The organism is Sphingomonas sp. Root710 (assembly GCF_001429065.1).
Taxonomy (GTDB): Bacteria; Pseudomonadota; Alphaproteobacteria; order Sphingomonadales; family Sphingomonadaceae; genus Rhizorhabdus.
In genome coordinates this window covers 1,117,613-1,131,779 of the sequence record NZ_LMIB01000001.1, presented here as the reverse complement: position 1 = coordinate 1,131,779, position 14,167 = coordinate 1,117,613, and the positions used below count along the sequence as shown (strand labels likewise).

Here is a 14,167-nt window from a genome sequence, read left to right as displayed (position 1 = left end):
ATCTACGGTACATCGCGCCGCAGCAGACAGCGCGTTGGTCGAAGGCTCAGGTTGTTGGTCGATCGATCGTCCGAAGCATGCCCGGGTTCGCTCAGGGGGCTGGTGTCGGTATCGGATGACGGCCGTGGAAAAGCCGTCCGCGCTCGACCAACAATATGATGATCAGCGCCGCCAGTGAACTGAGCAGGCACCCCAGCGCCAGCGGCAGGGTCGATCCGGCGAAGGACTGCCCGATCGCCAGCCCGACCCCCGTGCTGACCATCATCCCGAGAAATCCCTGAACCGAGGATGCCATGCCCGCCAGATCGCCCATCGGTTCCATCGCGATGGCGTTGAAATTGGAACCTACCAGCCCGATCAGGAAAAAGGTCAGCCCGCTCAGCAGCGTGAAGCTCACCAGGCTTTCCCAACCCATAAGCACGACGGCCAGCCTGATGCCACAGACCAGGATGAAGCCGAGCAGCGCGGCGTGCGACACGAGGCGGCTGCCCAGCCGCTCGACGATGCGGGAATTGACGAGCGCGGCGACGGACATCATCCCGCCCATGATCGCGAAGCACAGCGCGAGCAGTTTGGGCGCATGAAAGACATGTTCGATGATCTGCTGGATCGAGTTGAGGAACCCGAACATTCCGCCGAAGGCGCAGGAACCGGCAATCGCGTAGCCGATCGAGTAACGGTTGCTGACGACCTTCTTCGCACCCGTTGCGATCATGCGGATATTGATCGGCCGCCGCAGGGCGGGGTCCAGCGTTTCAGGCAGCCTGAGGCCCGCCCAAAGCATCACGAAGAGCCCGAAGCCGGCTAGAAAATAGAATATCCAGTGCCATGGTGCGACGAGCAGGATGAGCTGCCCCATCGTCGGCGCGAGCACCGGCACCGACAGGAAGACCATGAAGGCGAGCGACATCACCCGGGCCATTCGCCGCCCGGAATAGCAATCACGAATGATGGACGTCGATAGGATACGGGACGCCGCTGCCGATAGGCCCTGGAAGGCGCGGGCAAGCAGCAATGTTTCGAAGCTGTTGGCCAGTGCGGCGATGACGCTCGTCAGCGCGAAGACGATCATCGCGCCGAGCAGCACGGGACGGCGGCCATAACGGTCGGCCAGCGGGCCATAGATCAGCTGCCCCAGCCCGAAACAGCCGACATAGACCGACAGCACCAGCTGCTGGTGATTTTCCACGGCGATGCCGAGGTCCCTGCCGATCACCGACAGAGCGGGCAGCATGATGTCGATGCTCAGCGCGTTTACCGCCATCAACGCGGCCATCAGTCCGACGAATTCGCGGAAGCGCAGTCCGTGGCGAGCCTGGTCGGCGCTGGAGATGTCGAGCTGGTTCATGGACGGTCCTGACGGTGAGGAGCGGATAGGGGGCAGGGGAGGGGCTGGCAACCAAAAGAGAAAGGGCTCCGGGGCATGTGCCCCGGAGCCCTTTTCCGTAACGCTCGCTGACGGATCAGGACGAGTAGTACATGTCGAACTCGACGGGGCTCGGGGTCATTTCCCAGCGAGCGACTTCCGGCCACTTGAGCTCCATATAGGCCTCGATCTGGTCCTCGGTGAACACGCCGCCCTTGACGAGATAGGCATGGTCTTCCGCCAGGCTGTTCAGCGCTTCGCGCAGCGAACCGCAGACGGTCGGAACCTCGGCCAGCTCTTCCGGCGGAAGATCATAGAGGTTCTTGTCCATCGCCTCGCCCGGGTGGATCTTGTTCTCGATGCCGTCGAGGCCGGCCATCAGCAGCGCTGCATAGCAGAGATAGGGATTGGCCATCGCGTCGGGGAAACGGAACTCGACGCGCTTCGCCTTGGCGCCCGCGCCATAGGGGATGCGGCACGAAGCCGAACGGTTGCGCGCCGAATAGGCGAGCAGCACAGGAGCTTCGTAACCGGGCACCAGGCGCTTGTAGCTGTTGGTGGTCGGGTTGGTGAAGGCGTTGAGCGACTTGGCGTGCTTGATGACGCCGCCGATGAAGTACAGGCACATGTCCGACAGGCCCGCATAGCCATTGCCGGCGAACAGCGGGTTCCCCTTGTCCCAGATCGACATGTGGGTGTGCATGCCCGAGCCGTTATCTTCCTTGATCGGCTTCGGCATGAACGTAACGGTCTTGCCGTACGCCTGAGCGACCTGCCAGCAGACATATTTGTAGATCTGCATGCGGTCGGCGGTGGTGACGAGCGTGCCGAAGGTCAGGCCGAGCTCGTGCTGGGCCGCAGCGACCTCATGGTGGTGCTTGTCGCAGGGCAGGCCCATTTCGAGCATGGTCGAAACCATCTCGGCGCGGATGTCCACGGCGCTGTCGACCGGGGCGACCGGGAAATAGCCGCCCTTGGCGCGGGGACGATGGCCGAGGTTGCCGCCCTCGAGCGCCTTGCCGGTGTTGGTCGGCAGTTCGATATCGTCGAGCTTGTAATAGCTCGAGCTGTAGTTCGTATCGAACTGGACGTCGTCGAACATGAAGAACTCGGCTTCCGGGCCGACATAGACGGTGTCGCCGATACCGATCGACTTCACATAGGCCTCGGCGCGCTTCGCGGTCGAACGCGGATCGCGGGTGTAGAGCTCGCCGGTCGAAGGCTCGACGATATCACAGACCAGGATCAGCATCGGCGTGGCCGAGAAGGGATCGACCCAGATCGCGTCGAGATCGGGCTTCAGGATCATGTCGGACTCGTTGATGGCCTTCCAGCCCTCGATCGACGAACCGTCGAACATGAAGCCGTCGCTCAGCTCATCCTCGCCGACGACACCGGCGCACATCGTCAGATGCTGCCACTTGCCCTTCGGATCGGTGAAACGGAGGTCGACCCACTCGATCTCCTTGTCCTTGATGACCTTAAGAACGTCAGCGGGCTTGTTAGCCATATGTCTTGCCTTCCCCGTCAGAAAAACCGTAAAATATCCATGGGCGGTCGTTGCGCCCTGCCTGCAGCTGATCCTCGCTTGCGCAATCAGATCGCGTCGGCGTCTCTCTCTCCAGTCCGGATGCGGACCGCGCCTTCGACCGGCAGGATGAAGATCTTGCCGTCGCCGATGCGACCCGTCTGCGCCGCGGATGCGATCGCCTCGACCACGCGATCGGCCAGGCTGTCTTCGACGACAACCTCCAGCTTCACCTTGGGCAGGAAATCGACAACATATTCCGCACCGCGGTAAAGCTCGGTATGGCCCTTTTGACGGCCAAATCCCTTCGCTTCGGTCACCGTGATGCCGGAAACGCCCACTTCGTGGAGGGCTTCCTTGACCTCATCGAGCTTGAACGGCTTGATGATCGCTTCAATCTTTTTCACCTGAGCCCTCCCCGGCCAGCGCTATGCGGGCCTTCAATAAGCGTGCCAGAATGCGAGTCGCAAGGATGCTGGGGCAGAACGATGAGATATTCTGCCGCATTGCCGCAAAACCCGGCATATATCGACAATCTGCCTGAAAAATGGGCAGTTTTTGATCAGCTATAGGGTGGTTTGTCCAGCCCGCGGCTGCTCTGCGTGAAAATCTCGCAACCGTCCTCGGTGATTCCGATCGAATGTTCGAACTGCGCCGAGAGCGAGCGGTCGCGCGTCACCGCCGTCCAGCCGTCATCGAGCAGCTTCACGTCGGCCCGGCCGATGTTGATCATCGGCTCGATCGTGAAGAACATGCCGGGGCGGAGTTCGGGGCCGGTGCCGGGGCGACCGACATGCACCACCTCGGGCGAATCGTGGAACACCCGGCCGAGGCCGTGGCCGCAGAAATCACGGACCACGCCATAGCGATGCTTTTCGGCATGCTTCTGGATGGCGTGACCGATGTCGCCCAGATGATTGCCGGGCTTCGCCTGTTCGATCCCGAGCATCAGGCATTCATGGGTGACGTCAACCAGTCGGCGCGCCTTGATGGGCACGTCGCCGACCAGATACATGCGGCTGCTGTCGCCATGCCAGCCGTCGAGCAGCGGGGTGACGTCGATATTGACGATGTCGCCTTCCTTGAGCGTCTTTGGCCCGGGAATGCCATGGCAGACGACATGGTTGATGCTGATGCAGCAGCTATGCGTATAGCCGCGATAATGCATAGTCGCGGGCACCGCGCCGCCCGCGATCGTCATGTCGTAGACGATCCGGTCGAGTTCCTGGGTCTCGACTCCGGGTACGACATGCGGGGCCAGTGCGTCGAGGATGTCGGCGGCCAGCCGCCCGGCGGCGCGCATCCCCGCGAAGCCCGCTTCGCCATGGAGCTTGATGGCCCCGTTGCGCGGGTTGGCGGCAATGGTGTCGTCGGCGATCACATAGTTGGTCATCATTGTCATATAAGCGAAAACCGCCCGCTTTGCGAGGGGCGAGACGCGCGCTATGGCGTCTTCCATGACATCGCCTCAAACCGAAGAACGCATCTGGACGGCCGCCCTGCTGGTGATTGGGGACGAGATATTGTCGGGCCGCACCCAGGACCGGAACGTCTCGCAGGTCGCACTGTGGCTCAACCTTCAGGGGATACGCCTGTCCGAGGTGCGCGTCGTAGCCGACGATCTGTCACTGATTGGCGAGGCTGTGGTCCAGCTAAAGGCGCGCAACGACTATCTGTTCACCACCGGCGGGATCGGCCCGACTCATGACGATATCACCGTCGACGCCATCGCCGCGGCGCTGGGCGTTCCGGTGGTGATTCACCCGCGCGCCCGCGCCGTCCTCCAGGACTATTATGAATCGCGTGGCGGGCTGACCGAGGCGCGGCTGCGGATGGCGAGGGTGCCCGAAGGCGCCGAACTGATCGAGAATCGGATGTCGGGCGCGCCGGGCATCCGGATGGGGAATATCTTCATCCTGGCGGGCGTACCCAACATCGCCGCGATGATGCTCGATGCCTTGTCGAACCGGCTGGAGGGCGGCAAGCCGGTGCTGTCGCGCACGATCGGCTGCTGGGTGGCCGAAAGCGAGGTCGCCGATCTGCTCCGCGAAACCGAAAAGGCCCATGCCGGTTCGCAGATCGGAAGCTATCCCTTCTTCCGTGAAGGCAAGACGGGCGCCAATTTCGTGGTGCGCTCGACCGACGCCGTGATCCTCGATGCCTGTATCGCGGCGATCGCGGCCGGGCTCGAGGGGCTCGGCTACCTGCCCGTGACCGACGGCATCTGAACGCTATACGCCAGGCTGGTCCCGGACGCGCCGGGCAAAGGCGAGCGCGAGGAAGGCGAGCCCGGCGAAGGTCGAGGCGATGACGAAGGCCGCGCCGGGAAAATGAACCGGCGCGCTGGGCCCGGTGAAATAGGCCAGCGTCGGATTCAGCAGCAGCGGAGCGGCTATCGCGCCGATGGCGTTGAGGCTGCCGATGAAACCCTGCATCTCCCCTTGCGCGTCCGCGGGCGCGCGGCTGGACATGAGCGCGGTGAGGCTGGGCTGGACCAGTGCCTGGAGCGCCGACACCACGATCATGATCAGCCCGAACCAGGCATAGGGCACCAGCGCGTAACCGAGATAGCAGGCGGCGGCGACGCCGGTTCCTATCATCGCGGCGCGCCGCTCGCGGAAGCGCGCGACGACCCGGCCCAGGATCACGCCCTGGACCACCACCATCGCCATGCCCGCCATCGTCAGCGATGCGCCGACCATGCCGCTCGACCAGCCATATTGAGCGATGGCGAAATAGGCCCAGGTCGCGGGATAGACCATCGAAGCGATGTTCCAGAGCAACAGCACGGCGGCGAGCCCCAGCACGCCGCGCAGCTTGCGCGCGGCGGCCAGCGCGCCGATCGGGTTGGCGCGCGCCAGGCTGAAGCTGCGGCGGTTTTCAGGGGCTAGCGTCTCGGGGAAAAAGAAATAGCCGAAAACGAAGTTGACCGCGGCCAGCGCGGCGGCGGCATAGAAGGGCGCGCGGTGGCTGATGTCGCCGAGCAGCCCGCCCGCCGCCGGGCCGATGATGAAGCCGATGCCGAACGCCGCGCCGACCAGCCCGAAGCGCTTCGCCCGGTCCTTGGGGGCGGTGATGTCGGCCAGCGCGGCGGTCGCCGGGCTGAACGAAGCTCCGAAGACTCCGGCGATCGCCCGTCCGGCGAACAGCCAGGCCAAGCTCGGCGCGAAGCCCATCAGCACATAGTCGACCGACAGGCCGGCGAGCGCGAGCAGCAGCACCGGCCGCCGCCCGAAGCGATCGCCCAGATTGCCCGCCATCGGCCCGCACAGAAACTGCATCACGGCATAGGCCGCCGCCAGCCAGCCGCCGACCCGCGTCGCATCGGCCAGGCTGAGATGCCCTAGCTCCATCACGAGGCGCGGCAGCACCGGGATGATGATACCGAAGCCGATCGCGTCGATCAGGATGGTGGCGACGATGAATACGGTCGCGGAGCCCCGGCCACGATCTGAATCCGACATCAATTCCCCGAATCTCATGGCGGTGCCCGGCACCGCGCCGCTTCATCGGCGCTCGCCGGCCAAAAGACAAGGATGACGGCGGCGGCGGACTCGTCCATGAAGGGGGTGACATCCTGGGGAGGTTCGCATGATCCGCATCGTCGTCGCCTATATCGCCACGCTGGCCGTTTTCGCCGCTGTCGATTTCGTCTGGCTGACCCAGGTCGGCCCCGGGCTCTACAATCCGCTCATCGGGTCGATACTCGCGATGCGGCCGCGGTTGGAGCCCGCGGTGATCTTCTATCTGCTCTACATTGGCGGCCTGCTCTATTTCGCGGTACTGCCGGGGCTCAACGGCGCTGGCTGGCGCGGCGCGCTGACCAAGGGCGCGATCTTCGGCTTCATGGCCTATGCGACCTACGACCTGACCAACCACGCCACGCTTGTAGTCTGGTCGACCAAGATCACCATACTCGACATGCTGTGGGGCACCTTCCTGTCGGGCACGGCCTCGATCGGCGGCTATGCGATCACCCGGAAGCTCGTGAAAGCCTGACCGTGAAGATCGAAGGTGGTTGCCATTGCGGTCTGGTGCGGTTCGAGGCCGAGGTCGGCGAGGAGCCGCTCGAGGTTCTCGACTGCAACTGCTCGATCTGCGCGATGACCGGCTATCTGCATCTGATCGTGCCCGACACGAAGTTCCGGCTGATCGATGGGCAGAAGGATACCACCACCTATCGGTTCGGCAGCGGCAAGGCGCGGCACATCTTCTGCTCGCAATGCGGGATCAAGAGCTTCTATCGGCCGCGCTCGCATCCCGACGGGATCAGCATCTCGCTGCGCTGTGTCGACGACTGGCAGGATCTCGATGTCCGGATCACGCCCTTCGAAGGGCAGGACTGGGGCAAGGGAGAGAATGTTCCCGGCACATGATCGCCGAAACAAATGTGGCGGCCCCCACTGGAGGCGCCACATCCGGCGTGTAACTGAAATCGGGCCTCAGGCCGCGAGCGGCATGTCCGCCTGATCATTCTGTCCCTCGAGCGGAGCGGGCAGGGCTGCGGACGGTGCTTCCACCACTTTGGCCTCGGCTTGGCGTACCGGGAACAGCCAGCGCGACAGCGCGACCAGCACGCCGAGCGCCAAGTAAATGCCGATCACCGCCATCGGGGCAGGCAGGATTGCGACCGCAAAGGCGACGCGCAGATAGTTGGCGTTGAAGCCGAGATCCTGGCCCAGCGCCTCGCAGACGCCGAAGAAGGTGTCGTGGCGGGCGAAAACGGGGGGCTTCGAAGCGGGCATCTGTCCAATCCTTTGTACGGCGGCCGGCCTGGCCGCGGAGATGCTTCCTGCAGTGCACGGCGCGTGCCAAATGCAGGACATCCCAGTTTTCAAGGACGGAATCGGTTTGCCTTCACCTTGGCTGGCCACTGTACCGCTAACTGTTGGTGAAATGTGCCAGCTATTCGGTGGCGGTGCCGTCTAATTCAAGGAGGGTATCAGGACGGCTTCAGCCGGTAATGGCTGACTGCCCAGGGCACGCCATCCTTGTGGCCGAACAGTCCGGCCGTTGCCAGGAAGAACAGCCGCCAGCGCCGCTCCCACAGCTTCGCGTCCTTGCCATAGGTCTGGCGAAAGATCTCGGCGATCGCAGGCTGGTTCGCGTCGAAACGGGCGAGCCAGTCGAACGCGGTGCGGGCATAATGCTTGCCGTTCCAGCGCCACTCCTCTTCGACCGTGAATAGCTTGGGGAAATGCCTGATCAGTGCATGACTGGGCATGATCCCGCCCGTGAAGAAATGCTGCGCGATCCAGTCGGCCTTGTCGGCATGGTCGAAGCGGTAGCTCGCCTTGTCATGCGTGAAGATGTGGATGAACAGATAGCCATCGGGCTTCAGCCAGCCCTTCACCTTGGTGAGCAGCGCTTCCCAGTTCGACATATGCTCGAACATCTCGACCGAGACGACGCGGTCGAACTGCGCATCGGCCTGGAAGTCGTTCATGTCACAGGTGATGACCTTCAGATTGGTCGATCCCTGTGCGGCGGCGAGCTTCTCGATATGCTGGCGCTGGCCGTGCGAGTTGGACACTGCGGTGATCCGCGCGTTGGGATATTTCGCCGCCATGTAGAGGCTGAGCGAGCCCCAGCCGCAGCCAAGCTCCAATATCTCCTGCCCGTCGGCCAGCTTCGCATGCTCGGCGGTCTGGGCGAGAGCCAGCTCCTCCGCATCGCCGATCGAGTCTTTCGGGTCGGCATAATAGCAGCAGCTATATTTGCGGCGCGGGCCCAGGCACAGATCGAAGAAGGCGGCGGGCACCTCATAATGCTGGGTGTTTGCGTCGTCGGTGTGGATCGCGATCGGGAAGTCCTTCATCGTCCGCGCGAAGGCTTCGTTATTCTCTGGTTCGCGGGCCAGCTTGCGCCCGGTGCGGCCGACGAGGAACTCGACACCCGCCAGCGTGACGGCGTCAGGAAGGGGTAGCCGCTCGACGGCGGCGGTGGCTGCGGCGATGAAGTCCATCAATTTTTCCTGGGAGGTAGTGGGAAGAAGGCGCTGGTCCGCGCCATATAATCTTTGAAGGCGTCGCCCCGGCTGCGCAGCATATGCGCTTCGAGCGGCGGGATGCCGGAGACATGGACGAGCAGCCAGTACATCATCGCCGGGCCGATCAGCGCCAGCCAGCCCTGCCACCAGCCGCCCGACAGGTCGATCGCGATGACCGGATAGGCGACCCAGCCGAGCCATTCGAAGAAATAATTGGGATGGCGCGACCAGCCCCACAAGCCGGTGTCGCAGACCTTGCCATGGTTCGCCTTGTCGGCGGTGAAGGCGCGCAATTGCCGATCGGCAATGCCTTCGCCGATCACCGACAGGATGAGCAGCGCGAGGCCCGCATAATCGGTGGTCGACAGGGCCGGGCCGGGGCGCTGCGCGGCGGCGTAGACCGTGACGACCAGCCCGACGCCGCACAACGCCTGTACTTGCAGGAAACCGAACAGCCGCGCCTGGAACTTGTCGCCCCACTCCTTGCGCAGATCGGCGTAGCGCGGGTCTTCATACGTGGCGTTGGCCGTGCGCGCGAGGATGTGGAAGCCCAGCCTGATCGACCAGCAGCCGACCATCGCAGCGACCAGCCAGCTCCGCTCGAGCGGCGCGGTGCCGGCGGTCATCAGTGCGGCGATCAGGCCGCCCAGCCCGATCGCGAAGGACCAGAAGACATCGGCCCAGCCCGACTGGCCGCTCCGCTTCTGCACCGCCCAGGCGGCCGCCATCATCGCCGACATGATCAGCGATGCGATGATGATGCTGCCGATTGCGCTCATATGGCCTTTGCCCCGATGTTCCCCAGCATCACCCGCTCATCCTGAGGAGCCATTGAGCTTGTCGAAATGGCGTCTCGAAGGGTCCTTCGACACGGGTCTTCGCCAAGCTCAGCCCCTGCTCAGGATGAGCGGGTATGTAAATGCTCTACCCATATACGTTCGTCGCAGCAAAGCCGTTGCAGCAATATTCGCCATTGCGCTTTCGCTAACGTGGGTTAGCAGTCGGGTGGGGCCAGAACCGCAACCCATTTGCTTCGGCCGGCGTAGCTGCAGCGAACGGGAGAGCAGGGCGGAGATGACAGGGACGAAGAGCATGGGCAACCGCCGCGCGGGGCAGCGGATCGCGGTGATCGGCAGCGGCATCACGGGGCTTTCCGCCGCGTGGATGCTGTCGAAGCAGAATGACGTCGTGCTCTACGAGGCCGAGGGGCGGCCCGGCGGCCATACCCGCACGATCGACGTCGACATGCCCGACGGATCGACGCTGGGGGTCGACACGGGCTTCATCGTCTTTAACGACCGCACCTATCCGAACCTGATCGCGATGCTTGCCCATCTCGGCGTTCCGGCGCGGGTGACCGACATGAGCTTCGCGGTGTCGCTTGATGACGGCAAGCTCGAATATGCCGCGGGCGACCGCATCTGGCAGTTGTTCGCCCAGCCATCGAACCTGTTCTCGCGCCGCTTCTGGTCGATGCTGCGCAACCTCGTACGCTTCTATCGCGAGGCTGCGGCGCAGATGGGCGGCTTCGGCGACATGACCCTTGGCCAGATGCTCGAGCAGGGCGGTTATGGCGAGGCGTTCCGCGACGATCATCTGTTGCCGATGGCAGCGGCGATCTGGTCCGCGCCGGCGCAACTGCTGCTCGATTATCCGGCCGAGGCGTTCGTCCGCTTCTGCGACAATCACGGCCTGCTCAACCTCGGCACGCGCCCGAAATGGCGCACGGTGATCGGCGGCAGCCGGAGCTATGTCGACAAGCTGCTCGCCGATTTCGCGGGCGAACTGCGCCTTGGTACGCCGGTCGCGAAGGTCGAGCGCAAGGGCGGGCAGGTGACGATCACCGATGCCACGGGCAATCCCGATCGCTTCGACGAAGTGGTGATCGCCGCGCATGGCAATCAGGCGCTGGCGATGCTCGCCGATCCGAGCCCTGCCGAGCGCGAACTGCTCGGGGCCTTCCGCTATAGCACCAACAGCGTTGTCCTCCATGACGATCCGGCGCTGATGCCCAAGCGCCGCGCGCTGTGGGGCGCTTGGAATTATTTCGGCCGCCGCCACGCCAATGACGCGACCGGCGATCTGTGCGTCAGCTACTGGATGAACCGGCTGCAGGGTTTCGAGACGAAGCGCCCGCTGATCGTCACCCTCAACCCCAATCGCGCGATCGGGGCGGGGCATGAGATCAACCGCACCAGTTTCGAGCATCCGATCTTCGATCATGGCGCGCTCGACGCCCAGCGCCGCATCTGGGCGATCCAGGGGCAGCGCAACACCTTCTACTGTGGAGCGCATTTCGGCGCGGGCTTCCATGAGGATGGCCTGCAATCGGGGCTTGCCGTCGCGGAGATGCTGGGGGCGCAACGCCCCTGGACGGTCGACGACCCCAATGGCCGGTTGGCGATGGATCTTGCTCCAGGCCGGGAAGCCGCGGCGTGAAATCCGCCATCTATGCGGGCGAGGTGTTCCACCAGCGCTTTCGTCCGCGCGCGCACCGGCTGCGCTACCGCATCTTCCAGTGCCTGTTCGACCTCGACGAGATCGATGCGATGGCGGGGCGGCTGCGTCTCTTCTCGCGCAACCGCTTCAATCTCTTCTCCTTCCATGACAAGGACTTCGCGGATCGCAGCGGTGCGCCGTTGCGTCCGCAGATCGAGGCGCTGATGGTTCGCGCCGGGCAGGAACCCGATGGCGGGCCGATCCGTTTGCTGACGATGCCGCGAATGCTGGGCCATGTCTTCAACCCGATATCGGTGTGGTTCTGCCACCGCCGCGACGGCAGCCTCGCGACCTTGATCTATGAAGTGACCAACACCTTCAAGGAACGGCACAGCTATGTGATCCCGGTGACGCCCGAGCAAGCGAACGCCGGTGTCAGCGACAAGCTGATCCGCCAAGCGTGCGACAAGAGCTTTTATGTGTCGCCCTTCATGGACCTCGACATGCGTTACGACTTCACCGTCGAGCCGCCGATGGAGCGCACCCGCGTCGTCGTGGCGGGGGGAGACCTCAAGGGCCCGCTGATCGTCGCCGCCTTTCAGGGCAAGCGCCGCGAATTGAGCGATGCTGCGTTGTTCAAGGCCTTCCTCCGCCATCCGCTGCTGACGCTGAAGGTGGTTGCGGGCATCCATGTCGAAGCGCTCTGGCTGTTCCTCAAGCGGATCGGCGTGCGTCGCCATGTCGCCACCAATGGCGACGGCGTATCGATCGTGGCGGCCGCATGAGCGTTGCCTTCCGCCGGGAAAGCGATGATGAGCATCTCGAGCCGAAGTTCGAGCTGCCGATCCCGCCCGGTCCCAACCTCGTCACCGAACGGGGCGCGACCCTGATCAAGGCGAAGATCGCTGAGCTCGAAGCCGCGATCGACAAAGGCGGCACCGAGGAAGATCTCAAGTCGCTGAAGCGCGACCTGCGTTACTGGGCGACCCGCCATGCGACGATGGAGGTGCAGCTGCCCGCCGCGGGCGACGAAGCCGCCTTCGGCACCCGCGTCCGCTACCGCCTCAACGGCAAGGCCGCCGAGGTATCGATCGTCGGCGACGACGAGGCCGACCCTGCGGCTGGGCTGATCTCCTTCTCTTCTCCCATCGCGCGCGCGCTGATCGGAGCCGGTGAAGGTGACTTTGCTGATTTCGCGGGCAAGTCCGATGCGATCGAGGTGATGTTGGTCGCGCGCCTTTAACCCGATTTCGGTGCGGCGATTCCCGTGTTCCAGTTCCATGGCAGCTTACCATTAGCGCGCCTGCGCCGGACGATCTCGTCATGCAGCGCATACATGTCCGGCAGCAGACCGTGGCGAGGGTGCGAGCCTGCTTCGAACGCCATGTAGAAACCGGAATCGTCATAGGGGGACCATGTCGGTGCACCGGCCGCCTCGGGCTTTCCGCAGCGTGCGAAGGACGCCCAATAATCCATCATCTGCTCCGACAGTTTCCGTTCGAGCGGCGTGGCGGGGATTTGAGGCCAGTTCGACGGGGTGTCCGCCAGCGTGCCGAACACATAGGGAATCTCCGAGGCATGGAATGCGTGCAGGCCTCTTTTGCGGGCCGCCGCTGTGCTATGATCGAAAAAATAGAGGAAGGCCGGTTGACCTGCCGCGCGTTGACGGGCCACCACGTTGAACGCCGTCCAGCCATACATCGCGTCGCGCGTCGCGTCGGTCATGCTCTGCTCCAGATCACAGGCGGGATATAGCTGGAGGAAGGCATCTGCGAGATCGCCATATCGAGCGCGGATCATGCTCTCATAGGCGGTTGCGCTGTCCGGGGCGGCGGGCACCAGGAAGCGGATCGACAATATTTCCCCCCGGTTGAACCCGGCGAGCAGCGGTACCAATGCCTGCTCGCCCCGCTCGAATATATCGACCAGCTGCCCGGGCACGACACCGCCGTCGATGGTCGGCCATGGCGCATAGCCCGCGGCAAAAGCCGCCGATGTCAGGGCTCCCGCATCTATCGCTCGCATGTCGGCGATACTACGGCAGTGTAGTGCGCGCATCAGCGCTGCACCGATGTCCTCGGCGGGCTCATGGCCATGCCGCCGTCCGCGCAGCGAGGGCATCGAGATCATATAGGCGCTTTGCGCGATGGCGCGGTGAAACAGCCCGCGTGCGGCAGGCGAGGCCATCAGGAACAGGACGCTGAGCGCCCCCGCCGATTCCCCGGCAATCGTTATGTTGTTCGGATCGCCTCCAAAGGCCATGATGTTCCAGCTTATCCACTTCAGCGCCTCGATCTGGTCAAGCAGGCCGTAATTGCCTGATACGGCGTCGCTATTTTCCGCGCTGAGCTCTGGATGCGCCAGGAAACCGAACACGCCCAGACGATAGTTGATCGTCACGACCACCACGCCGCGCTGCGCCATCGCCGCGCCGTCAAGCATGGGATCACCGCTGCCGCCGGTCGCGAGCGCCCCGCCGTGGATCCAGACATAGACCGGCGCATCGGCAAGGCCTTCCTTCGCCCAGATGTTGAGCGTCAGGCAGTCCTCGTCCATCGCCTCGAATATCTGGCCATAGACACTGCCCGGCGTCGGCGGACGCTGCCAGCATGCGGGGCCGAAGCCGGCCGCATCCTGGATTTCATCCAGACGAGCCAATCGCACGGGCGGCCGCCACCGTAATTCCCCGACCGGCGGCGCGGCATAGGGAATGCCTCGGAACGACAGGACATCGCCGTCGCGCCGTCCTGCGAAAATGCCGGCATCGGTTTCTACTATCGGATGAGCGGGCATGAACGCTCCATGGATATCGCGAGCGAGGCAGGCAATGCGTCGGACCGGTCTG

At 64.0% G+C, this 14,167-nt stretch carries 15 protein-coding genes; 6 read left to right on the top strand and 9 right to left on the bottom strand.

Translation table 11 applies throughout. The annotated features are described in order from the left end of the window. Positions 1–91: 91 nt before the first annotated feature. The 4 genes from ASE00_RS05300 to map all read right to left on the bottom strand — a co-directional run bounded on the left by ASE00_RS05300 (position 92) and on the right by map (position 4,296). Complete coding sequence (locus ASE00_RS05300; protein ID WP_056378102.1) at positions 92–1,348, bottom strand: multidrug effflux MFS transporter; 1,257 nt, start codon at positions 1,346–1,348, stop codon at positions 92–94. 115 nt (positions 1,349–1,463) lie between these two features. After that, positions 1,464–2,876, bottom strand: a complete 1,413-nt coding sequence (gene glnA, locus ASE00_RS05295; protein WP_056378101.1) for a type I glutamate--ammonia ligase — start codon at positions 2,874–2,876, stop codon at positions 1,464–1,466. An 86-nt stretch (positions 2,877–2,962) separates the two neighbouring features. Further along, entirely contained in the window at positions 2,963–3,301 is a 339-nt protein-coding gene (locus tag ASE00_RS05290) for a P-II family nitrogen regulator (RefSeq protein WP_056378100.1), read from the bottom strand. 155 nt (positions 3,302–3,456) lie between these two features. Continuing rightward, positions 3,457–4,296 carry a type I methionyl aminopeptidase gene (gene map, locus ASE00_RS05285; protein WP_082594561.1) on the bottom strand — a complete coding sequence of 280 codons (840 nt, stop codon included), beginning with the start codon at positions 4,294–4,296 and terminating at the stop codon, positions 3,457–3,459. A gap of 55 nt (positions 4,297–4,351) precedes the next feature. Here map and ASE00_RS05280 point away from each other — a divergent pair, with 55 nt between their 5' ends. Then, complete coding sequence (locus ASE00_RS05280) at positions 4,352–5,122, top strand: competence/damage-inducible protein A (RefSeq protein ID WP_056378099.1); 771 nt, start codon at positions 4,352–4,354, stop codon at positions 5,120–5,122. A gap of 3 nt (positions 5,123–5,125) precedes the next feature. Here ASE00_RS05280 and ASE00_RS05275 read toward each other — a convergent pair whose 3' ends face one another. Further along, positions 5,126–6,358 (bottom strand): TCR/Tet family MFS transporter, encoded by a 1,233-nt coding sequence (locus ASE00_RS05275; RefSeq protein ID WP_235538539.1) that lies wholly within the window; start codon positions 6,356–6,358, stop codon positions 5,126–5,128. 127 nt (positions 6,359–6,485) lie between these two features. Between ASE00_RS05275 and ASE00_RS05270 the strand changes: the two genes are divergently transcribed. Together ASE00_RS05270 and ASE00_RS05265 are read left to right on the top strand one after the other, a co-directional pair. Next, positions 6,486–6,893: a DUF2177 family protein gene (locus ASE00_RS05270; RefSeq protein WP_056378098.1), complete on the top strand. Its 408-nt coding sequence runs from the start codon at positions 6,486–6,488 to the stop codon at positions 6,891–6,893. A 2-nt stretch (positions 6,894–6,895) separates the two neighbouring features. Beyond that, positions 6,896–7,270 carry a GFA family protein gene (locus tag ASE00_RS05265; RefSeq protein ID WP_056378097.1) on the top strand — a complete coding sequence of 125 codons (375 nt, stop codon included), beginning with the start codon at positions 6,896–6,898 and terminating at the stop codon, positions 7,268–7,270. Between the two features lie 66 nt (positions 7,271–7,336). On the opposite strand, the gene ASE00_RS05260 is transcribed toward ASE00_RS05265, so the two are convergent. The 3 genes from ASE00_RS05260 to ASE00_RS05250 form a co-directional block, all read right to left on the bottom strand. Beyond that, positions 7,337–7,639, bottom strand: coding sequence for a PspC domain-containing protein (locus ASE00_RS05260; protein ID WP_056378096.1), 303 nt, complete (start codon positions 7,637–7,639; stop codon positions 7,337–7,339). A gap of 197 nt (positions 7,640–7,836) precedes the next feature. Further along, the gene (locus ASE00_RS05255; RefSeq protein ID WP_056378095.1) at positions 7,837–8,859 is read right to left on the bottom strand and encodes an SAM-dependent methyltransferase; all 1,023 of its coding nucleotides are present in this window, start codon (positions 8,857–8,859) and stop codon (positions 7,837–7,839) included. After that, the gene (locus ASE00_RS05250; RefSeq protein ID WP_056378094.1) at positions 8,859–9,662 is read right to left on the bottom strand and encodes a DUF1295 domain-containing protein; all 804 of its coding nucleotides are present in this window, start codon (positions 9,660–9,662) and stop codon (positions 8,859–8,861) included. Before ASE00_RS05250 ends, ASE00_RS05255 begins: the two co-directional genes overlap by 1 nt. A 313-nt stretch (positions 9,663–9,975) precedes the next feature. On the opposite strand from ASE00_RS05250, the gene ASE00_RS05245 reads away from it, so the two are divergent. Genes ASE00_RS05245 through ASE00_RS05235 form a run of 3 tightly spaced genes read left to right on the top strand, consistent with a single transcriptional unit; the run spans position 9,976 to position 12,565 of the window. Beyond that, complete coding sequence (locus ASE00_RS05245) at positions 9,976–11,322, top strand: NAD(P)/FAD-dependent oxidoreductase (protein ID WP_235538538.1); 1,347 nt, start codon at positions 9,976–9,978, stop codon at positions 11,320–11,322. After that, a complete protein-coding gene (locus ASE00_RS05240) occupies positions 11,319–12,107 on the top strand; it encodes a DUF1365 domain-containing protein (RefSeq protein WP_056378092.1) in 789 nt (262 codons plus the stop codon). The genes ASE00_RS05245 and ASE00_RS05240 overlap by 4 nt, the downstream gene beginning before the upstream one ends. Beyond that, positions 12,104–12,565 carry a GreA/GreB family elongation factor gene (locus ASE00_RS05235; RefSeq protein ID WP_056378091.1) on the top strand — a complete coding sequence of 154 codons (462 nt, stop codon included), beginning with the start codon at positions 12,104–12,106 and terminating at the stop codon, positions 12,563–12,565. Before ASE00_RS05240 ends, ASE00_RS05235 begins: the two co-directional genes overlap by 4 nt. Here ASE00_RS05235 and ASE00_RS05230 read toward each other — a convergent pair. Beyond that, on the bottom strand, positions 12,562–14,115 hold the full coding sequence (locus ASE00_RS05230) for a carboxylesterase/lipase family protein (RefSeq protein ID WP_200957876.1): 1,554 nt from the start codon (positions 14,113–14,115) through the stop codon (positions 12,562–12,564). The genes ASE00_RS05235 and ASE00_RS05230 overlap by 4 nt on opposite strands. Between the last annotated feature and the right edge of the window lie 52 nt (positions 14,116–14,167).

What these genes read in the sequence shown, in the direction of transcription:
- ASE00_RS05255 (WP_056378095.1), bottom strand. Translation starts at nt 8,859, where the DNA reads ATGGACTTCATCGCCGCAGCCACCGCCGCCGTCGAGCGGCTACCCCTT.
- map (WP_082594561.1), bottom strand. Translation starts at nt 4,296, where the DNA reads ATGACAATGATGACCAACTATGTGATCGCCGACGACACCATTGCCGCC.
- ASE00_RS05260 (WP_056378096.1), bottom strand. Translation starts at nt 7,639, where the DNA reads ATGCCCGCTTCGAAGCCCCCCGTTTTCGCCCGCCACGACACCTTCTTC.
- ASE00_RS05280 (WP_056378099.1), top strand. Translation starts at nt 4,352, where the DNA reads ATGACATCGCCTCAAACCGAAGAACGCATCTGGACGGCCGCCCTGCTG.
- ASE00_RS05300 (WP_056378102.1), bottom strand. Translation starts at nt 1,348, where the DNA reads ATGAACCAGCTCGACATCTCCAGCGCCGACCAGGCTCGCCACGGACTG.
- glnA (WP_056378101.1), bottom strand. Translation starts at nt 2,876, where the DNA reads ATGGCTAACAAGCCCGCTGACGTTCTTAAGGTCATCAAGGACAAGGAG.
- ASE00_RS05235 (WP_056378091.1), top strand. Translation starts at nt 12,104, where the DNA reads ATGAGCGTTGCCTTCCGCCGGGAAAGCGATGATGAGCATCTCGAGCCG.
- ASE00_RS05245 (WP_235538538.1), top strand. Translation starts at nt 9,976, where the DNA reads ATGGGCAACCGCCGCGCGGGGCAGCGGATCGCGGTGATCGGCAGCGGC.
- ASE00_RS05250 (WP_056378094.1), bottom strand. Translation starts at nt 9,662, where the DNA reads ATGAGCGCAATCGGCAGCATCATCATCGCATCGCTGATCATGTCGGCG.
- ASE00_RS05275 (WP_235538539.1), bottom strand. Translation starts at nt 6,358, where the DNA reads ATGTCGGATTCAGATCGTGGCCGGGGCTCCGCGACCGTATTCATCGTC.
- ASE00_RS05270 (WP_056378098.1), top strand. Translation starts at nt 6,486, where the DNA reads ATGATCCGCATCGTCGTCGCCTATATCGCCACGCTGGCCGTTTTCGCC.
- ASE00_RS05230 (WP_200957876.1), bottom strand. Translation starts at nt 14,115, where the DNA reads ATGCCCGCTCATCCGATAGTAGAAACCGATGCCGGCATTTTCGCAGGA.